The sequence below is a fragment of the Caproicibacter sp. genome (assembly GCF_046707225.1).
Classification (GTDB): Bacteria; Bacillota; Clostridia; order Oscillospirales; family Acutalibacteraceae; genus Caproicibacter.
This window is the reverse complement of sequence record NZ_JBJKOP010000016.1, coordinates 19,002-38,313: the sequence shown is the minus strand read 5'-3', so window position 1 is coordinate 38,313 and position 19,312 is coordinate 19,002. Positions and strand designations below refer to the sequence as shown.

14 protein-coding genes, 2 tRNA genes and 1 pseudogene are annotated in these 19,312 nt (G+C 51.5%); 9 read left to right on the top strand and 8 right to left on the bottom strand.

Translation table 11 applies throughout. The features are described 5' to 3' along the window. Nucleotides 1-151: 151 nt before the first annotated feature. Together ACLQ3M_RS02710 and ACLQ3M_RS02705 are read right to left on the bottom strand one after the other, a co-directional pair. A complete protein-coding gene (locus tag ACLQ3M_RS02710) occupies nucleotides 152-1,012 on the bottom strand; it encodes an AraC family transcriptional regulator (RefSeq protein WP_411676174.1) in 861 nt (286 codons plus the stop codon). 245 nt (nucleotides 1,013-1,257) lie between these two features. Beyond that, nucleotides 1,258-2,310 carry a substrate-binding domain-containing protein gene (locus ACLQ3M_RS02705; protein ID WP_411676173.1) on the bottom strand — a complete coding sequence of 351 codons (1,053 nt, stop codon included), beginning with the start codon at nucleotides 2,308-2,310 and terminating at the stop codon, nucleotides 1,258-1,260. Between the two features lie 461 nt (nucleotides 2,311-2,771). Between ACLQ3M_RS02705 and ACLQ3M_RS02700 the strand changes: the two genes are divergently transcribed. The 7 genes from ACLQ3M_RS02700 (at nucleotide 2,772) to ACLQ3M_RS02670 (ending at nucleotide 11,430) form a co-directional block, all read left to right on the top strand. Further along, nucleotides 2,772-3,875, top strand: a complete 1,104-nt coding sequence (locus ACLQ3M_RS02700) for an ABC transporter substrate-binding protein (RefSeq protein WP_411676172.1) — start codon at nucleotides 2,772-2,774, stop codon at nucleotides 3,873-3,875. A gap of 72 nt (nucleotides 3,876-3,947) precedes the next feature. Further along, nucleotides 3,948-5,462, top strand: coding sequence for a sugar ABC transporter ATP-binding protein (locus tag ACLQ3M_RS02695; RefSeq protein WP_411676171.1), 1,515 nt, complete (start codon nucleotides 3,948-3,950; stop codon nucleotides 5,460-5,462). Then, nucleotides 5,459-6,547: an ABC transporter permease gene (locus ACLQ3M_RS02690; RefSeq protein WP_411676170.1), complete on the top strand. Its 1,089-nt coding sequence runs from the start codon at nucleotides 5,459-5,461 to the stop codon at nucleotides 6,545-6,547. Before ACLQ3M_RS02695 ends, ACLQ3M_RS02690 begins: the two co-directional genes overlap by 4 nt. Further along, nucleotides 6,540-7,598 carry an ABC transporter permease subunit gene (locus ACLQ3M_RS02685; protein WP_411676169.1) on the top strand — a complete coding sequence of 353 codons (1,059 nt, stop codon included), beginning with the start codon at nucleotides 6,540-6,542 and terminating at the stop codon, nucleotides 7,596-7,598. The genes ACLQ3M_RS02690 and ACLQ3M_RS02685 overlap by 8 nt, the downstream gene beginning before the upstream one ends. Nucleotides 7,599-7,614: 16 nt before the next feature. Beyond that, nucleotides 7,615-9,210 carry a xylulokinase gene (locus ACLQ3M_RS02680; RefSeq protein ID WP_411676168.1) on the top strand — a complete coding sequence of 532 codons (1,596 nt, stop codon included), beginning with the start codon at nucleotides 7,615-7,617 and terminating at the stop codon, nucleotides 9,208-9,210. A gap of 17 nt (nucleotides 9,211-9,227) precedes the next feature. Then, on the top strand, nucleotides 9,228-10,700 hold the full coding sequence (gene araA / locus ACLQ3M_RS02675; protein ID WP_411676167.1) for an L-arabinose isomerase: 1,473 nt from the start codon (nucleotides 9,228-9,230) through the stop codon (nucleotides 10,698-10,700). Between the two features lie 10 nt (nucleotides 10,701-10,710). Beyond that, on the top strand, nucleotides 10,711-11,430 hold the full coding sequence (locus ACLQ3M_RS02670; RefSeq protein ID WP_411676166.1) for an L-ribulose-5-phosphate 4-epimerase: 720 nt from the start codon (nucleotides 10,711-10,713) through the stop codon (nucleotides 11,428-11,430). Between the two features lie 177 nt (nucleotides 11,431-11,607). Here ACLQ3M_RS02670 and ACLQ3M_RS02665 read toward each other — a convergent pair whose 3' ends face one another. Together ACLQ3M_RS02665 and recQ are read right to left on the bottom strand one after the other, a co-directional pair. Next, complete coding sequence (locus ACLQ3M_RS02665) at nucleotides 11,608-13,290, bottom strand: SWIM zinc finger family protein (protein WP_411676165.1); 1,683 nt, start codon at nucleotides 13,288-13,290, stop codon at nucleotides 11,608-11,610. Nucleotides 13,291-13,384: 94 nt separating this feature from the next. Further along, nucleotides 13,385-15,535: a DNA helicase RecQ gene (gene recQ / locus ACLQ3M_RS02660; protein WP_411676164.1), complete on the bottom strand. Its 2,151-nt coding sequence runs from the start codon at nucleotides 15,533-15,535 to the stop codon at nucleotides 13,385-13,387. A gap of 33 nt (nucleotides 15,536-15,568) precedes the next feature. Here recQ and ACLQ3M_RS02655 point away from each other — a divergent pair, with 33 nt between their 5' ends. Next, complete coding sequence (locus tag ACLQ3M_RS02655) at nucleotides 15,569-15,820, top strand: hypothetical protein (RefSeq protein ID WP_411676163.1); 252 nt, start codon at nucleotides 15,569-15,571, stop codon at nucleotides 15,818-15,820. Between the two features lie 255 nt (nucleotides 15,821-16,075). Here the strand turns inward: ACLQ3M_RS02655 and tnpA are convergent. From tnpA to ACLQ3M_RS02635, 4 genes and pseudogenes are all read right to left on the bottom strand, one after another. Beyond that, nucleotides 16,076-16,544 (bottom strand): annotated as a pseudogene (gene tnpA / locus ACLQ3M_RS02650) (IS200/IS605 family transposase). Nucleotides 16,545-16,715: 171 nt separating this feature from the next. Then, nucleotides 16,716-16,805, bottom strand: a tRNA-Ser gene (locus ACLQ3M_RS02645). 30 nt (nucleotides 16,806-16,835) lie between these two features. Continuing rightward, nucleotides 16,836-16,924: transfer RNA gene (locus ACLQ3M_RS02640), tRNA-Ser, on the bottom strand. Between the two features lie 129 nt (nucleotides 16,925-17,053). Continuing rightward, on the bottom strand, nucleotides 17,054-17,455 hold the full coding sequence (locus tag ACLQ3M_RS02635) for a putative ABC transporter permease (protein WP_411676162.1): 402 nt from the start codon (nucleotides 17,453-17,455) through the stop codon (nucleotides 17,054-17,056). Nucleotides 17,456-17,654: 199 nt separating this feature from the next. Between ACLQ3M_RS02635 and ACLQ3M_RS02630 the strand changes: the two genes are divergently transcribed. Beyond that, nucleotides 17,655-19,259, top strand: a complete 1,605-nt coding sequence (locus tag ACLQ3M_RS02630; RefSeq protein WP_411676161.1) for a putative bifunctional diguanylate cyclase/phosphodiesterase — start codon at nucleotides 17,655-17,657, stop codon at nucleotides 19,257-19,259. Nucleotides 19,260-19,312 lie beyond the last annotated feature (53 nt).

Here is a 19,312-nt window from a genome sequence, read left to right as displayed (position 1 = left end):
TCAACTGTTGATTTTTTCGCTCGAATTTGTTATGCTCTAAGAGCTTTTCATTTTGTGTCACAACTAAATTCTAAAGCAAAAAGCCGGAGCAGCCAATACCTTTTGGTATGGTTGTTCCGGCTTTTTTCGGCGCTGTTTTGCAACAGCCCCTTCATTCTATCCCGGTATGCAGCTTCCGGAAGTTCCTTGGGGAACAGCCCTTCATCCCGCGGAAAACCCGGTCGAATGTAGAAATGCTGCTGAAACCCACGGCGTAGGCGGCCTCGGACACCGTGTAATCCGGGTCCATCATCAGTGCCTCGGCCTTCTTGATCCTGTATTCATTCAGATACTGATGAAAATTTTTCTCCGTGATTTCTTTGAACAGCCGCGAAAAATAATATTCGCTGAACCCGGCGGCATGGGCAATGTCTTTCAGGCGGATGTCCTCCGTGTAGTTTTTTTCAATATATGCCAATGATTTCCCGATTTTATCTAGACCGACATTTCTGTTACCGTTTTTCATATTTCCTAGATTGACCGAAGCGGGGACGCATCGGCACAGAAGGACCAGAATATCCAGCATACGCGCCGTGTAATACAATTCGTCCGCGATTCCTCCAGTCTGCTGCTCCTTCAAAATTTTCTGAATCTCCGTTTCTATTTGCGAATAGAGATCCCCGTCCTCCGTTGTGATCAGCCGCACGTCAAGCAGCTGCGCGTAAAGCCTTTCCAGATTGACATAGGAATTCAAATTGGAAAACTCAAAATTAATAAAGACCCGCGCCCCGGTTTCCGTTTCACTGCAGAATTCATGAATATCGCCGCCGGGAATATAGAGGATATCCTTCTCTTTCAATTTATATTTTTTTGAATTCACCATAACGAAAAAGTCGTTTTTCAGCACATAAATTAATTCCAGCGCATTATGCCAGTGCGGCGGATAGGAAAAATTGACATTCTGATTTACAAGCATTCGGAACGGATAACTATGATCAAAAATTTTCTTTTCATGGAACCCGTCAATAATCATAAAAGCCCTCCTCCGTCAAAGAGCCGCTTCGTTTGCTTTCCGCTGGCGGAAAGCTTCTTCCAGTTTATTCTACCACAAGATTCGTTGCAGTTCGAATGATTTTTCCGAACAGCGGATCAACCGTCTTTCAGTGGTGACCGGAAAATGTTTCAGGCATATTATTCCACGAAATAACATAAGCAGAAAGCCGTCAGAAAAGATCTGATGGCTCTCTGCTTTTTATTGCTTAATGAAAACAACACCAATTACGTGCGGTAAGCCACAACGCTCTCCCGTTCCACAAGGTGTGCCGAAATCGTGATGCGATAAACGCCAACCCTCCGGTCGGCCAAGGTGTATTCTCCGTTCGTAACCCTTTGATGAAGAATTTCCATCGCGGTCATTCCAAGTTGTTCTTTCATCACGCGGATCGTGGTAAGCGTTGGGTCGATCATCGTGCAGACCGGCATATCGTCAAAGCCGATGATCGAAACATCCTGCGGAATGCGGTACCCTTTGGATTTCAACGCGCGGATGCAGGCGGCTGCGATAATATCGTTGTCTGCAAAAAAAGCCGAGAGCGGTTTCCCTCCCGCATCCAGCCAGGCGCACATGTCGTAATAGGCCTGCTCGGAGGAAATGCCGACATCGATTGACTGGAGGGGGGCCAGGCTGTCGATTCCCCGCTCTTTTCGCGCTTTCAAAACGCCGGCCTGCCGCTCGTTGAAATTGTCGATGCGACTTTTTGACCGCAGATAACCGACGTCGGGATGTCCTTTCTCAAACAGATACGTGACTGCCTGATAGGCGCCGCGAAGATTATCGGAAACCACGCAGTCCACGTCTACCATGCTGGTGGCGTTATCCACCAGGACGATGGGGATACCCAGCTTTTCCAGACCGTGCGTGTACGCTTTCTTGATATGCCTGTCCTCCACTTCGGTCGCCAGAATAATAATCCCTGCGGCGTCCTTGCAGATTGTTGAGATTTGGTCTTCCCAATTGCCGCTCGAATAAAAATAGCTGATCAGGACATTGTATCCGTACTCTTTGGCCCTTGCCTCAATCCCCTGCAGAACGATGGAATAAAATGATGTTTCCTTCACGGTGTCTCCACCTTCCAGAAAAATCACATAACGAATATTCTGCGATGCGGCCGGAGGGATCTTCTTTTGAACCGAATAGCCCATACGAACGGCTTCCGCCAGGATTTTTTCTCTGGTTGCAACGCTCACGCCGGGCTTGCCGTTCATGGCGAGGGAAACGGCGGAAGCGGAAACGCCGAGTCTTTCGGCGATGTTTTTTGCGGTGACCTCCATTTTCTCTACCCCCATTCGTGTGTAATGAAAAGATTGGAGCTTGCTGAATTTGAAAAAAGTAGAGGAATCAATCACGGCGGACCCTGCGGGAATACCGAAGAACCGTACCGAGAATCTAATTTTTATTATATTATAGGGAAAAACACGCTGAAAATCAAGCGATCAACTAAATTAATTTATTAATTTACAAAAAAATTTATATTACAAACAAAGTTTATTTTCAATAATGCATAAGTAATTCGAGTATTGTATATACAAAATAAATAAAATTGATTCCACAATCAAATTTAATTATTGACAATTAGTTCATAAGTGCTTAAAATAAACTAAAGTAAGGAAAATATTTGTTCTAAATATTATGTAAATTTATATCAGCGCTTTAGTTCTCCCAAGTCTGCATGTCTGCGTGCAAAATGCGCGTCAACATAAAAGAAAGACAATATTACGAAAAAGGGGAGATCATGATGAAGAAGTTTTTGGCATTCGCAATGTCCCTCGCGATGGTATTTTCTCTAGTGGCTTGCTCCGGCGGTCCTTCCGCAAGCAGCTCAGCTGCGGGCAGCGCTTCGGCAGCTGCTTCCTCCGAAGCCGGCGCACCGGCCGGCGGCACCGACGGCAAGCTGATTACCGTGGGTTTTGCGCAGGTCGGGCACGAATCGGACTGGCGCACAGCCTCCACCAATTCCGTTCAGGCTGCATTTTCCAAGGATAAAGGGTTTGATTTGCAGTTTGTGGACTGCGACAACAACTCCGCCAAGCAGTTGGAAGCGGTCCGCAACTTCATCCAGCAGGGCGTGGATTACATAGTGATTGACCCAATCGTCTCCACAGGCTGGGACACCGTTTTGACCGAAGCGCAGAGCGCCGGAATCCCCGTGATCGTCATTGACCGCACGATTGACGATTCCGACAAGTACGTCTCCTGGGTCGGCTCCGAATTCACAAACGAAGGACTGGCCGCCGGAGCGTGGCTGAAAGCCTATGCCGAAAAGAAGGGCATCAAGGAAATCAACGCCCTGGTAATCGAGGGCACCACCGGTTCTTCTGCTCAGATCGGCCGTACGAACGGCTTCAAGAAATACGCCGACGCGAACGGCTGGAAAATCCTTGATTCCCAAAGCGGCAACTTCACTCAGGACGGCGGGCAGTCCGTCATGGAATCCTACTGCAAATCTTATCAGGGCAAGTTCAACGTGGTTGTCTGCCAGAACGATAACGAGGCGTTCGGCGCCGAAGACGCCATGAACGCAGCCGGCGTGAAATACGGGATTGACGGAGACGTGGTCCTGATTTCCTTCGACGCCTGCAAGGCCGGGCTGAAAGAAGTGCTCTCCGGCAAGATCAACGCGGACTTCCAGTGCAACCCGCTTCAGGGACCTTTCTGCGCCGACATCATCTCGAAGCTGGCCGCCGGGCAGACGGTTGAAAAGAAAACGTACATGAAAGAACCGTGGTATGTGTCGGAAGATGTTCTGACTGATATTTCCTACACAAACAACGCGGGAAATGACGTCACCGAACCGCTGATTCATGTAACGCAGGACGTTGTTGACAAAGCCTATTAACCGTTGACCGGGAAAAGGGTGGCCCCTCACGTCGGAGCCACCCTTTTAAACTACAGAAAGAGGAACATGGCCATGGAGGAACAAATTCTGATTACAATGCGGGACATTACAAAAACGTTTCCAGGCGTCGTGGCCCTCGACCATGCACAGCTGACTTTGCGAAAGGGCGAGATTCATGCGCTGATGGGAGAAAATGGTGCGGGAAAATCGACGATCATCAAATGCCTGACCGGTGTTTACGAGCGCGATGCGGGAGAAATCCGCATGGCCGGCGTCGAGGGAAATATTTTCAATCATTCCACACAGGAGGCACAGAAGATCGGAATTGCCACTGTGTACCAAGAGGTTAACCTGTGTCCAAACCTCAGCGTTGCGGAAAATCTGTTCATCGGCCGGGAACCCCGCACAAAGCTGGGAATGGTCGACTGGAAGGTCATGAACCGGAAGGCGCGAAAAATTATGGACGACTTAAAAATCCACCTGGACGTGACCAACATCCTGGAAAATTATTCCCTTGCAATTCAACAGATGGTTGCCATCGCGCGCGCGGTGGATATGGACTGCAAGGTTCTGATTTTAGATGAGCCCACTTCCTCCCTGGACGACACGGAGGTTGCAAAACTGTTTCATCTGATGCGAGGCCTGAAAGAGAAGGGGGTCGGCATTCTTTTTGTGACGCACTTTCTGGAGCAGGTGTATGAGGTCTGCGACCGGATCACCGTCATGCGAAACGGGAAATTCGTGAACGAATATGACGTTGCGGAACTGCCGCGCATGCAGCTTGTCGCGGCCATGCTGGGCAAGGATTTCGACGATCTGGCAACCATCAAACCGGAGGGAGCCTCGGCTGCCGGCGAGGAGCTGGTGGTGGAAGCGCGGAATCTGAGCCACAAAGGAACCATCAAACCTTTTGACTTTGAGATCCGCAAGGGCGAGGTCGTCGGCGTCACGGGGCTTCTGGGCAGCGGACGTAGCGAAATGGTCCGCTGCATCTACGGGGCGGACCGGGCACAGACCGGATCGGAAAAGATGCACGGAAAGAGCCTGAAAATCAACGCGCCGATTGATTCCATCAAAGCCGGCATGGGCTTTTTGCCGGATGACCGAAAAGCGGACGGCTGCGTCGCGGACCTGTCCGTGAGGGAAAACATCATTCTGGCTCTGCAGGCCCGGCAGGGTTTGTTCCATACGCTGCCCATGGCAAAGCAGAACGAGCTGGCGGACCAGTTTATCGATCTGCTGCAGATCAAGACGCCCTCCCGGGAAACGCCGCTCAGTCAGCTCTCCGGCGGAAACCAGCAAAAGGTGATTCTGGCGCGCTGGCTGTGCACTCATCCGGACTTCCTGATTCTGGATGAACCGACGCGCGGAATCGATATCGGCACCAAGACGGAGTTCCAGAAGCTGGTGCTGAAATTTGCTTCCGAAGGCATGAGCGTCGTCTTCATTTCCTCTGAAATCGACGAGATGCTGCGCACCTGTTCCCGCATGTGCATCATGCGGGACGGGGCTAAAGTGGGAGAAATCGATGGTGAGATGACGCAGGAAAGCGTCATGTCCGCCATCGCCGGAGGTGAACAGCAATGAGCGTTTTGAGAAACAATCTGCAGAGGGTGACGAGGCAAAAACTGTTCCTGCCCATTTTCTGCATGGTTCTGGTCCTGCTCATTAACCTGATGAAAAGCGCAGGCTTCTTTTCCATCGCCATCAACAACGGGGTACTGTACGGGCGCCTGATCGATATTCTGAACCGTGGAAGCGAAATCGCCATTCTGGCTGTTGGCCAAACGCTGGTTGTGGCTGTTTCTGCGGGCACCGATATCTCGGTCGGCTCCGTCATGAGTCTTTCCGCCTGCGGATGCTGCACGCTTCTGGCAGGCTACGGCGTGAACAGTACCAATACCCTGGTGATGCCGATGGCCCTCGGAATGCTGGGCGGAATTCTGTTGGGCGGTCTGTGCGGAGCGTTCAACGGCGTCCTGGTCGCCAACCTGAAAATTCAGCCCATGGTAGCTACTCTGATCCTTTTCACAGCGGCCCGGGCGATTGGTCTGCTGCTGTGCGACAACCAGATCACTTACATACGGTATGACCCTTACAAGTATCTCGGCAACTTTATCCCGGGCATTCCGATTCCGACGGCGATTTTCGTCACCATCGCCGTGATCGCAGTGGTGGCGCTTTTTCTGAGAAAGACCTCGCTCGGCCTGTACATTCAATCCGTCGGCGTCAACAGCCGGGCGGCGCATATTTCCGGCATTAACTCCGATTGGATCTGCTTTCTCTGCTACCTGATCTGCGGCCTGTGCTCGGGAATCGCCGGCATCGTGGCGTCTTCCCGCATTTATTCCGCGGATTCCAACAACATCGGCCTGAATTTTGAATTGGACGCGATTCTCGCCGTGGCGCTGGGAGGAAACAGCCTGGCAGGAGGCAAGTTTACCCTGGCAGGTTCCATCATAGGTGCCTACACGATCCAGGCAATCACCACAACGCTTTTGGCCATGGGCGTCTCCACTGACCAGGCCCCCGTCGTGAAGGCTATCATCGTTGTGATTATCGTCGTTGTGCAGGCCCCCGTTTTCAAAAGCTGGATCGGAAGCCGCTCCGCGCGGAAACTGTCGATTGCAAAAGTTGCCGCCGAGCAGGGTTCCGGAGAGGGGGTTGCGTAACATGAGTGAGAAAGATCAACTCGACCGCGCGAAACGCGGCATAGACAGCAACACGCTGCTGCTCTTTATTACGATTGCGCTGTTTGTCGTAATGTATGCCGTCGGCTGCATTGTCTACTCCGGAAAAGGCTTTGCCCATGTGCAGACTTTTCTGAATCTGTTTATCACAAACGCCGGCCTGATCTGCGTGGCCTGCGGTATGACCTGTGTGATGCTGACCGGCGGGATCGATATTTCGGTCGGCTCCCTGATCGCGATGGACTGCATGCTTCTGGCCTACGGGATGGGGGTAAAGGGATATCCCAGCATCCCGCTGCTCGTTTTCGTTCTGGCGGTCGGCATTGTGTTCGGTTTCGTTCAGGGCTTTCTGGTCGGTTATCTGCAGATCCAGCCATTCATTGTTACGATGGCCGGTCTTTTCTTCGCCCGAGGGATGACGGCGGTGATTTGTACGGACCAGATCAGCATCACGGAAAAGGCAAACCCCACTTTTTATGCGTGGGCAAACGCCAAGATTTACCTGCCGGCTTTCCTGGGCTATACCAACAACAGAGGGAGAGTCCAGATCCCGTTCATCCGCCCCACGGTCATGATTGCCCTTGTGACGGTGGTCGTTATCTTCCTTTTGTTAAAGTACACCAAATTCGGCCGCGCATTGTATGCGGTGGGGGGAAATGAAACATCGGCAGCCATGATGGGCCTGAACGTGAAGCGCACCAAGCTGATGGCCTATGTCCTGTCCTCCTTCCTGTGTTCCATCGGCGGCATCTGCTACTGCCTGAACACTATGTCCGGCTCGGTGCAGCAGGCGAAGGGCTTTGAAATGGACGCCATCGCGTCCGCCGTCATCGGCGGTACGCTGCTGACCGGCGGAGTCGGCAATGTGATCGGCTCACTGTTCGGCGTTCAGATCACGGGAACCATCCACACGCTCGTAACCACGAACGGCAAGCTGCTGTCCAGCTGGGCTAATATCGCCACGGCCGCTCTGCTGTGCTTCTTCATTGTTCTGCAAAGTGTGTTCGCCTATGTGAAAAATCGCAGCAAATAGCAAAGGGGGCCTTTTGATGAGACAAGATGAAATTAAACGCGCAATTATTGCCGGGAATACATCGCTCGGCATTGAGCTGGGTTCGACTAAAATCAAGGCGGCCCTCCTGACGGAGGATTTTATCCCGGTCGCTTCCGGCAGCCACGATTGGGAAAGCTCCTATGAAAACGGGGTCTGGACTTATTCTCTGGAGGATGTTTGGGACGGGCTGCGTCACTGTTACCGGAATCTGGCCTGCGACGTGCTGGACCGGTACGGCGCAGAGCTGACAACGGTCGGCTGCATTGGGTTTTCCGGTATGATGCACGGTTATCTTCCCTTTGACCGGAACGGCCGGCTCCTGGCGCCGTTTCGCACCTGGCAGAATACTGCGACCGGCCCGGCGGCAAAAGAGCTGTCGGAGCTGTTTCAATTCAATATTCCACAGCGGTGGAGCGTCGCCCATCTGTATCAGGCCGTCCTGAACCATGAGCCCCATGTGAAGGATCTTGCGTTTCTAACAACACTTGCGGGCTATGTTCACTGGCAAATGACCGGGCGGAAAGTTCTGGGGATCGGCGACGCCTCCGGAATGTTTCCGATTGACAGCGGTACCTGTGATTATGACGCCGGCATGCTGACGAAGTTCCAGGAAAAGGTCTCCTCCCGATATTTCTGGAAGCTAAAGGACCTCCTTCCCCGGGTTCTCGTTGCCGGCGGGGACGCGGGGACATTGACGGAAGAGGGAGCAAAAAAGCTGGATCCGTCCGGCAGGCTGCGGGCGGGCATTCCCGTCTGTCCTCCGGAGGGAGACGCGGGCACCGGCATGGCGGCCACAAATTCGGTAACCGCGCGCACGGGAAACGTTTCCGCCGGAACCTCCATCTTTTCCATGGTGGTTTTGGAGCGCCCCCTTACGGACCATTATCCGGAAATCGATTTGGTCACGACTCCCGCCGGAATGCCGGTTGCCATGGTCCATTGCAACAACTGTACCGGCGACATGAACCTGTGGGCGGAGCTGCTGGGAGAGTTTGCGGGGATGATGGGAATTCCTGCGGGCCTGGATGAGATCTATCCCGCGTTTTACCGCAAAGCCCTGGAGGGCGATCCGGACTGCGGCGGTCTGCTGCTTTACAATTACCTGGCGGGAGAGCCGGTTGCCGGAGTTGCCGAGGGCCGTCCCATGCTGATCCGTTCTCCCAAAAGCCGCTTTTCGCTTGCAAATTTCTGCCGCGCAAATATTTACGCGGCGCTGGCGGCGCTCAAACTGGGAATGGACCTTCTGGCAAAGGAAAACGTTCAAATAGACCGTCTTACCGGACACGGCGGGCTGTTCCGCCACGCTGGCGCCGGTGCCCGATTCCTCGCGGCCGCGGTGAACGCTCCCATTTCCACCATGGAAACCGCGGCGGCGGGCGGCCCCTACGGAATGGCTTTGCTGGCAGCCTATGCCATTCGGCGCAAGGAAGGAGAATCTCTGGAGGAGTTCCTTTCCGCCCGGGTTTACGCCGGGATAAAAACCGTTACCACTTGGCCGGATCCCGCGGACGCAAAGGGATTTGAACGGTTCCTGAAAAACTTCAAAGCCGGCCTTGCCGCTGAAAAAGCGGCGGCAGAATGCTTGAAATAAGAGAATCGAGGATAAACATGCTGAAAGATTATGAATTCTGGTTTGTAGTGGGGTCGCAGTCCCTGTATGGCCCGGAAGTACTGGAAACGGTAGCGCAGCGCGCCCGGGAAATGGCGGAAAGGCTCAGCGAATCCAAAGAAATCCCCTGCGGAATCGTTTACAAGGGAACGGTGAAAACAGAGGCAGAGGGCACACGGATCATGCTGGACGCCAATTACGACGAGCGGTGTGCCGGCGTTATCACCTGGTGCCATACGTTTTCTCCCTCCAAGATGTGGATTCACGGCCTGCAGCTTCTGCAAAAACCCTGGTGCCATTTCGCGACTCAGTACAACCGGCATATTCCGGATAAAGAAATCGACATGGATTACATGAACCTGAACCAGTCGGCCCACGGCGACCGGGAACACGGCTTTATCGGGGCCAGAATGCGCCTTTCAAGAAAAGTCGTTGTCGGTTACTGGGAGGACGCCAACGTCCGAAAGGAGCTGGGGAACTGGATGCGCAGCGCGGTTGGCGCGGCTTTTTCCAGAAAGCTGCGTCTGATCCGCTTCGGCGACAACATGCGCGATGTGGCGGTCACGGAGGGCGACAAGGTCGAGGCCGAAATCAAGCTGGGGTGGCAGGTGGATTACTGGCCCGTGGGTCATCTAACCGAGATGATGAGTGAGGTCTCCGAACAGGCAATCGACTCAAAGATGGAAGAATATCGGTCCCGCTACCTCTTTGCGACCGGCGACTTGGACTCCGTTCGCTGCCAGGCAAGGGAGGAAATCGCAATCAGAAGGATTCTGAAACGGGAGGGAGCGCTGGGCTTTGTCGATACCTTTCAGGACCTTTACGGCATGGAGCAGCTTCCCGGACTCGCTTCCCAGAACATTATGGCGGACGGAATGGGCTTCGGCGCGGAAGGAGACTGGAAAATTTCCGGTATGACCGCGATTGTAAAGGCGATGGGAGAAGGGCTTGAGGGTGGTTCCACGTTCATGGAGGACTATAATTACGACCTGGAGCCGGGCAAAGAGCTTGCTTTGGGGGCCCACATGCTGGAGGTTTGTCCTTCCGTGGCGGCTGAAAAGCCCCGCATTGAGATTCATCCGCTGAGCATCGGCGACCGTAAGCCGCCAGCCCGTCTGGTGTTTGAAGGCGCGACCGGAACCGGCGCTGTCATTTCTCTGATTGACATGGGCGGCCGTTTAAGAATGATTGCGCAGGACATCGAATGTATCAGGCCAACGATGAAAATGGAGAACCTGCCGGTGGCCCGTGTCATGTGGAAGCCCGCTCCCGACCTTTTGACCGGCCTGAAATGCTGGATTCTGGCCGGCGGCGCACACCACAGCGTCCTGACAACACAGATCAATGCCGGAATCATGGAGGACTGGGCTGAAATTATGGGGATTGAGTTTGTACATATTTCCAGTGAAAGCACCGCCGAAGGATTAAAACAGCAGCTGTTCCTGAATGATCTTGCCTGGAAGTTGAAATGAGAGGAAAAAAATGCTGGAGAAATTGAAAGAAATCGTGTGTGAGGCAAATCTGCAGCTGCCGAAATACGGATTGGTGACGTTTACCTGGGGCAATGTGTCCGGCATCGACCGGGAAAAGGGCCTGATGGTCATCAAGCCCTCCGGCGTGGAATACGATGAAATGAAGCCGGAAGACATGGCCGTTGTGGATTTGCTGGGCAACCGGGTGGAAGGAATTTACAAACCGTCCAGCGATATGGCTACTCATCTGGTGCTGTATCAAGCATGGCCGGAGCTTGGGGGGATCGTTCATACGCATTCCCGCTGGGCGACCAGCTTTGCTCAGGCGGGGCGCGGGATTCCGGCGCTGGGAACCACACAGGCGGACTATTTCCACGGTGAAATTCCCTGCACCCGCCCAATGAGCCCGGAGGAGATCGGCAGTCCGGACGACGCTGCCGCGGAAAGCCCCTATGAAAGGGAAACAGGCAATGTAATTGTGGAAACGTTTTCTAAACTGGGGGTCCGCCCGGAGGCCATCCCCGGCGTGCTCGTCCACAGCCACGGTCCCTTTGCGTGGGGGGCGGATCCTTGGAGCGCCGTGCACAACGCGGTAGTTATGGAGGAGGCGGCGTTTATGGATTTCCACTCCCTTATGCTGGAGCCTCAGCCGGCCCCCATGCAGCGGGAGCTTCTGGATAAGCATTTTCTGCGCAAGCACGGTGTCCACGCCTATTACGGACAAAAATAAAAGTCAACCGGCGGGCAGAGGTTCGTAAGCTGTCCAGAGGGAAGCTCTGCCGGTCTTGCAGACAAGACGACAGTCTCATAAAAGACCTGAAAGCGCGGTGCTGTCCACCCGGCACAACCGATGATGCCTCCCGGCCGGGCTGCCGGAGCCGCGACGCGATGGAATAAAAGGCCGCCCCTACTTTAATTTGGAAAGCTTCCCTTGCAGCTTCGACAGCTCGTCCAGAAAAGCGCTTCTGCGGGGATAAGTCTGAGCCAACGAGGCAATCAAATGCGCTGCCGTTTCTTTTCCCCCGATCTGATATAGTCCTCTGATTTGACTGCACACCCTTTTGTACTGGGGACGCGAGTTTGCCATTTCAGCGGATTTGCGGATTTCCCTATCATAAATGGGAAAAACCTCCGTGGGAAACAACGGCGCCAACAGGGAACCGTATTGAAACACGCTTTCCGGATATTTCCTGACGGTATCCATGAGCAGCCGATGCTCCCCCGTATGCTCCAAAAGCTGTTGATATTGCCAGAATGAGAGCTTTGTTTCGCAGTCGTTCATCAGATTCGGATATTCTTTTTCCCAAGTTCCATCAGCATTCAGCAGTTCTTTCAGTCGGTCAAAATAGTCCAGACTGCCTGTGAAAAGAAGAGCCTTTGCGGTATCAGCCTGCTTTCCAGATTCATAAAGGAATCCGTATATCCCATACAAATATTCCAGCCAGTCCGTCCGATTAAACCGCTCCTTTGACGACAGCTTTTCCAGACACAGCCGTTCCGCTTCCAGGTAATTCTTTTTCTCGACGGCCCGTTCCAACGCCATTTTGCGAAACCTGTCCCATTTTAGATTCGCATACAGATATTCTTTCGCCGCATCCGCACCGTTTAATTTTTCGATTGACTCCATCCGGAGCAAAGCGTTTTCTTCCAGTGCATAGTCGCTGTAATTTCTGCTTTCCTCCTTTTCCTTCATTGCATCGAGAACGGCATACCATTTCATGGAGTTTTTCTCTTTTAGAAAGCATACCGCGGTATGCAGCAAAGAATAGGCGTCATCGTCCCAGCCGTCAAAGCGTTTTTCCTGTGATACTTTCATCAGACGGTCCAGACACTGCTCTTTCTCTTTATCCGTCCCAACATCGGAGATCTCTTTGCAACAGGTTTGAAGCAATTCCTGTGACCGACAGAGGACATCCGTTAGGCTTCCGGAACTGCTGTCCGCAATGGAAGCAAGCCGGACTCCGGTTCTTATGATCTCCAGTATGATGCGGAACGCAAGCGTGAGCTTTTTCTCTTTCATTCGATCCTGTGCCGTATTCAGGATTTGGTCCAGTTCCGCACAAATTTCGTCGCAGCCGCGCCAGTCGATAAAACCTTTATGCGTGCCGGAGCGCACCGCTTCTTTCATCTGCTCTTTGATCTTGGAAAACACCTGATCGTCATTCAGGCGCCCGGAAGTCAGTAAAACTTCATTTTCGAAGTCACGGTCTCTTTCCGCCTGGGCAAGCACAAGCTTCCGGAGCTGCTCCAGCGACAGGGCTTCCACGCACTGTGAAAAGTCTACCGGGCGGATTTCCCCTGTCTTCTTGTAATTCCCATCCCGGATCGCCAAAAACACGGCGACCACATGTTTGCAAATATCCCCGAACTCATACGGACAACTGCATCCATACGACAGCACCTCTCCGCTCTTTGGGTCAATGGAAACCTGCACCTTGTAAGGCGTCAACTCACTGCCTTCCACTGAGGCAGTGAAATTCCCGTTGGAATCGCCGGAAAGATCCTGCACCATCCCGGATTCATAATACGCGCGGCCTCGCTCTAAAATCTTATCCTCCACGGCTTCCAAAAGAGTCTCAACGTCATTCAAAGATGTCACTTCCTTTGCGGCCGAAGCTTCCGCGAACTTCTCGGCTGCGGAGTTGTCCGGTCATTAAAATCGTGTCGGCGCCCATTCCCTCCGCTCATTCCCGCGTGCTTTTGCACAGGACGTATCGGATCGCCCCATAGCTGATTGTTTCGGGCAGCGCCTCTTTGATCGGTTTCAATCTGTCACGTCCGCAGCGCTTTACGGCTTCCGCAATCAGCCGTTCTTCCTCCTCGGTTACAAAAATGCCTGCGTCGACCGGCATCCCGTTCCGAAGGCAGCTCAGCAAATGATTTTCCACCGTGTTCGGAGCAAGTCCGCGCTTCTTTGCGATTTCGTCAATTCCAAGACCGCTTTGATAAAGCCGGTAGCTTTCCTCCTTTGTATCGCCGACGGCTTCCGGCTCTTTTCGGTCCTTTTTCCCGGATATTCCAACGGAAATATCCCGTGGAATTTGAATCTTGTTTTCCTCGGCATAATTCTTGATCGCCTCTGTAAAACGGTCCCCGAATTTTTCCAGTTTCACCCTGCCCACTCCGGAAACGCGGAGCAGGCTTTCCTGATCGACGGGATATGCCGCGCACATTTCGCGCAAGGTTGCGTCCGAGAAAATGACAAAGGGAGGAACTCCTTCCTCCTGCGCCAGCCGGGAACGGATCCGGCGAAGAATTTCAAAAAGCTTTTCGTCCGCAGGAACCGCGCCGCTTTGGCTCGCTCCCTGCTTTCGGATCACGCGTTTGATGGAAACAGTTTTCCTGCCGCGCAGCACATCCCGGGCGGAGGATGTCAATCTCAATACCGGATATTGGTTTCCGTGAAGCTCAAGATACCGGTCCGCGACCAGAAACGAAATGATTTCCCTGATGGTTTCCGCGGAATATTCCTTCATGATGCCGAAGGTGCTGAGCCGGTCAAAGCCCATTTCCCTTATTTTGCGCGTATTGCCGCCGCGCAGCACGCCGGCGACCATTCCGCTCCCGAACCGCTCGCCCATGCGGGCAATGCAAGACATGATTTTCTGCGATTCCACCGTGATGTCCGTACTCTCCACACGGCTGTTGCAATTGCCGCAGTTTTCGCAACGTTCTGCCGCGCCCTGCTCTCCAAAGTATTTCAATATGTAAGAACGCAGGCATTTGTCCGTGTTGCAGTAATCGATCATATCGTTCAGTTTTTGAAAATTAGCCGCCTTATCGCTGTCATTCGAGCCGTTTTCAATCAGGAATTTATTCGTCACGATGTCCGACGCGGAATAATAGAGAATGCATTCGGCTTTTCCTCCGTCGCGCCCTGCCCTTCCCGCTTCCTGATAATAGCTTTCGATGCTTTGCGGCATATTGTAGTGAACGACAAAGGAAATGTTCGACTTGTCGATTCCCATGCCGAACGCATTGGTCGCCACCATCACATTGACGCGGTCGTAAATGAAATCGTCCTGATTTTTGGCCCGTTCCGCTTCCGGCATTCCGGCGTGATACCTTGCGGCAGAATGACCGCTGCCGTTAAGCCTTTGGCACAGGGAATCCACCGTTTTTCTTGTGGAAGCATAGACAATTCCGGACTTATCCTGGTTTTTTCCCAGATATTCAAGAAGCATCGCGGTTTTATTCCGGGGCTTTTCCACTTCAAAATAAAGATTCTCCCGGTTGAACCCAGTGGTCAGCGCAAACGGCCGCAGCAGCTTTAAAAGCCGGGTGATGTCTTCCCGAACCTGCGGGGTAGCTGTCGCGGTAAAGGCCGCGACAACCGGGCGGGACGGCAATAGAGCCGTCATTTCCGCTATTTTCGTGTAGCTCGGCCTGAAATCATGTCCCCACTGTGAGACGCAGTGCGCTTCATCGACGGCAACCATGGAAACGTCAAGCTTCCCGATCAGTACGCGGAAAGCACCGGTTTCCAGCCTTTCAGGAGCGACATAGACGATTTTGTACGCTCCGCTTTCGGCGTTTTCAAGCACCGCATCTTGTTGACCGGACGAAAGCGAGCTGTTGATGTAGGCCGCATGAATCCCTGCCTGAGATAAAGCGTCGACCTGATCCTTCATGAGAGAAATCAGCGGCGAAATTACGATCGTAACGCCCCGGAAAAGCAGCGATGGGATCTGGTAGCACACCGATTTTCCGGCCCCTGTCGGCATGACCGCCAGCACGTCCTCTCCGTTTAATATGTGATCAATCACTTCCCGCTGCCCGGGCCTGAACTCATCATAGCCGAAATAGCGCTTCAACAGCGACTGCGGAGTATCCATTTCAAAAATCACCCTCTCCAAAAGCAAAACGACATGCGCCAACGCAGCACGGATCGTTTTTCCACTCGTTTTATTGTAATCCTGATTTGGGACATGATCAAGTATGCTCGGCCCGGTCTGATGGATGTTGGTTATCAAATTGCGGCTGCAAGTCATGCGCTTGCAGGAAAAACAACGGATGCAACCACAATGATGTATGCAGATAACTACGCGGATGGCTTTCGCGCAGTTGACTACTATACGGGTAAATTCTATCAATCACAATCATTTGTTTCGTGCTTTTGATTTTACAATCCGGATCATTCCGAAAGTTTAACTTACTACAATTTCCTACGCCTTGTGTTTATAAACAGTCCTCAAGGGAAGGATTCAGCTATTTATGAATGCCACATCCTTCTTTTTTTGCAATCAAAGCCACGCGTTGAACGCGTGGTATGCACAAGCCCTGAAAGGGCATGGTATTGGCACGCGTCTTAAGACGCATTGAAATAGGTTACCAACCGCATTACTTTTACAGGCCGCCGCTAAAGCGGCCTTCTTTTATGCCTTCGATTCCTTACCACCCGTAAACGGGTCAATATACTCCTTAAAACTTATCTGATCTGAAGCAATATCTTCTTGTCTGATTCCTGATATATTCTGCGATTGCTTTTTTATTGCGGCCAACTGTGTCAACATAATACCCGCGACACCAAAATGCCTATTTCCATATTTGTATTTCAAGTTAGCATGCCGGTCAAATATCATCAGGCTACTCTTTCCTTTCAGATATCCCACGAACTGCGCTACACTAATGTTCGGCGGTATACTTTACCAACATGTGAATATGCTCTGGACATGCCTGAGCTACGATGATTTCTACTCCCTTTTGTTCGCAAAGTTTTCTTAGTATCGTCCCTATATCCGCTTCAATCTGACCATATATTTCTTTTCTCCGATATTTTGGGGCAAATACTATATGGTACTGGCATCTCCAGTTTGAATGTAATAAACTTTGTATGTCATTCATGGCATAATCTCCTATTGTTTTTTAATGCGGTTGGCAGACCTGCACCTATTTTAACAAAAGGAGGTTTTCTTGTTTCTAAAGATTTTTAATCTCACCAGCAGAGCTGGTGGTTGTTTTTCGCTAAAGCTACAACAAAAATCAAGCACACAACAAAACTGTTGTGTGCTTGATTGGCGGAGAAAGAGGGATTTGAACCCTCGCGCCGGTTACCCGACCTACTCCCTTAGCAGGGGAGCCCCTTCACCACTTGGGTATTTCTCCTTTTATGGTGAAAAAAGTTATCATTAAATTTGGCGGAGAGGAAGAGATTCGAACTCTTGGTCCCTTGCGGGATCACTAGTTTTCAAGACTAGCTCCATAAACCACTCGGACACCTCTCCATGTAAGGAATTCATGCCCGCAGGTGCGAAAATAATAATACCATATCAATATGTACTCTGTCAAGAGTGAAATCTTGTTTTAAATGAAAAGCCGCGTCTCCCGGAAACGGATTTCCAGACGCGGCTTTTTCATCCTTTGATTCCCTCGACTACTTTTTTGCTGAACCGGTCATAGAGTCCGCATAACTGCATGGCCGGTATGGTAAGAGCACACCACAAAAGCGAAAACGGAAGACAGATTTGGCCCATAAAATTCATCGGGAGCTGTGAATAGTCCCAGACATTCATTTTTAACACAAGATTGACCAACACCCCTGTCGCAAATTCCACCGTTGTGATGATCGCGGACCCCGCCGCGCATTTTATCGCCAACGGTCTGAATTTCAGGCGGTAATTGCATACCTTGTCAATCAGGCACAGACAGATGCCTCCCGCAACAGCCATGGAAAAATCGCTGTGGCCTCTGCAGATAATCTCAAGTGAAGGATACACGACTCCGCCAGTCACAAATAAAGAAAGTTTCTTTTTCATCTCCACGCCTCCTGCAAAAATTGTTTACAGCAAGGTGTTTTTTATTCCAAAAAATTTTTAGAATTTATTTTCCAGCTCTAGACATAAAATTTTGCAAATTAATTTGTCAATTTCTGTTATAGAATTGAATTTTTTTGATGAAATGTGCCGCAAAATCATGTATAATTAGAAATAACACAGAAACGAGAGGAAGATGGAAATGATACGTAAAAACAAGGCTCTCATTTCCATGACAATTTTGGGGACTCTTCTTTTAGGCTTAGGTGTTTTTGTTATCGTCAGCTTGAATCAGTTGATGGTCGCAGGTCAAAAAAGCTCATTTCGCAATGCTTTCGAGCAGACGGATAAAGTCCTTGTTATGAGCACGATTCTTTTTCTGATCCTGCTCGCGGCATTTCTTATCGCTTCTTTCTGTTTTTTAAAACTAAAACGGGTTCGCTATGAGGCAAAAATCCGATGCGAAGAGCAAAAAAAATATTTTACCGCTTTTGACGCACTGACTGGTTTGCCGAACCGAAAAGGCATCATTGAACAATTTGACGGCTGGGTGAAAACATGCGCCAGGGACTCAAAAAGCGGTGGGGCTCTGTTTCTGGATTTGGACAATCTGAAAACCGTAAACAACACCTTCGGCCACGATGCGGGGGATCAGCTGATTGCCGAATCGGCGGCGCGGCTGAAAAAATTTATCGGCTGCGAAGATATTGCCGGACGCACGGGCAGCGATGAATTTGCGGTTCTGATTCACGGGGCGAATACGGAGGACGAGCTTGAGTTTCTTGCTCGGAAACTCATTCGAATATTCCGGGAGCCTTATCTGATTAACGGGATTGTGATTCAGCTTTCCTGCAGCATGGGTGCGCTTCTGGTCCGCTGCCGGGAAAAGGAACGCAACATTCAGTTTGAAGACATCCTTGGACGCGGAGAATTTGTTCTGAATGAAGCGAAACAGACCCGCAGGGGAAGCTACGTTCTATTTAACGAAGACCACGGCAATCAGATCGACCGTCAGTTTCGTTTGGAGCGCGCACTGAAGCTTTCCATCGAAAGTGATGAGCTGCTGTGCTATTTTCAGCCTCAGTACGACTGTAACAGCGAAAGGATCGTCGGATTCGAAACCCTGGCACGGTGGAAAAATGCCGAGTTCGGGATGATCCCCCCCGGCCAGTTCATCCCGATGGCTGAAAAATCGGGCTTCATCAAAGAGTTGGGCCGCCATGTGATTGAGAGCACGTTTGCTTTTGCCAAAAGCATGGAGGGCCGCGGACTGACAGTGTCTTTCAACGCCTCCCCCATGGAGCTTTTAGAGGCGAATTACATCAATTACCTGATTAGCCGGTATCGTTATTACGGCCTGTCCCCCAACAGCATCGCGATTGAAATCACGGAATCAAGCCTGATGGAATCTTTAGAGAAAATCACGAGCAAGCTGCAGATTCTGAAGAAGCAGGGAATTCAAATTTATCTTGACGATTTCGGAACGGGCTTTTCCTCTCTCACCTACCTGAAAAACCTGCCGATCGACGCGATAAAAATCGACAAGAGCTTTATTGACGAAATTGTTACGAAAGATGTGGAAAAAGATATTGTTCTCATGATTGTCGGACTTGCGCGCCGCCTAAACATGGAGGTTATTGCCGAGGGTGTGGAGACCGAGGAGCAGCTGAACTGTGTGACGCGGGCCGGATGTCATCTGATTCAGGGATACTTCATCAGCCGACCCATCTGTCAGAGCGAGGTTCTGCCTCTTCTCTGCCAGCCGAAAAAACAACCCGGAGGCTTCTTTGTCTCCGGAACGGATTAGAACAGGACGAAGCCCTGCCGGGGACATCCCCCAGTCCGGGCTTCTTTTTCACA

What these genes read in the sequence shown, in the direction of transcription:
- ACLQ3M_RS02630 (WP_411676161.1), top strand. Translation starts at nt 17,655, where the DNA reads ATGATACGTAAAAACAAGGCTCTCATTTCCATGACAATTTTGGGGACT.
- ACLQ3M_RS02635 (WP_411676162.1), bottom strand. Translation starts at nt 17,455, where the DNA reads ATGAAAAAGAAACTTTCTTTATTTGTGACTGGCGGAGTCGTGTATCCT.
- ACLQ3M_RS02670 (WP_411676166.1), top strand. Translation starts at nt 10,711, where the DNA reads ATGCTGGAGAAATTGAAAGAAATCGTGTGTGAGGCAAATCTGCAGCTG.
- ACLQ3M_RS02705 (WP_411676173.1), bottom strand. Translation starts at nt 2,310, where the DNA reads ATGGAGGTCACCGCAAAAAACATCGCCGAAAGACTCGGCGTTTCCGCT.
- recQ (WP_411676164.1), bottom strand. Translation starts at nt 15,535, where the DNA reads ATGGATACTCCGCAGTCGCTGTTGAAGCGCTATTTCGGCTATGATGAG.
- ACLQ3M_RS02680 (WP_411676168.1), top strand. Translation starts at nt 7,615, where the DNA reads ATGAGACAAGATGAAATTAAACGCGCAATTATTGCCGGGAATACATCG.
- ACLQ3M_RS02655 (WP_411676163.1), top strand. Translation starts at nt 15,569, where the DNA reads ATGCGCCAACGCAGCACGGATCGTTTTTCCACTCGTTTTATTGTAATC.
- ACLQ3M_RS02700 (WP_411676172.1), top strand. Translation starts at nt 2,772, where the DNA reads ATGATGAAGAAGTTTTTGGCATTCGCAATGTCCCTCGCGATGGTATTT.
- ACLQ3M_RS02695 (WP_411676171.1), top strand. Translation starts at nt 3,948, where the DNA reads ATGGAGGAACAAATTCTGATTACAATGCGGGACATTACAAAAACGTTT.
- ACLQ3M_RS02710 (WP_411676174.1), bottom strand. Translation starts at nt 1,012, where the DNA reads ATGATTATTGACGGGTTCCATGAAAAGAAAATTTTTGATCATAGTTAT.
- ACLQ3M_RS02690 (WP_411676170.1), top strand. Translation starts at nt 5,459, where the DNA reads ATGAGCGTTTTGAGAAACAATCTGCAGAGGGTGACGAGGCAAAAACTG.
- araA (WP_411676167.1), top strand. Translation starts at nt 9,228, where the DNA reads ATGCTGAAAGATTATGAATTCTGGTTTGTAGTGGGGTCGCAGTCCCTG.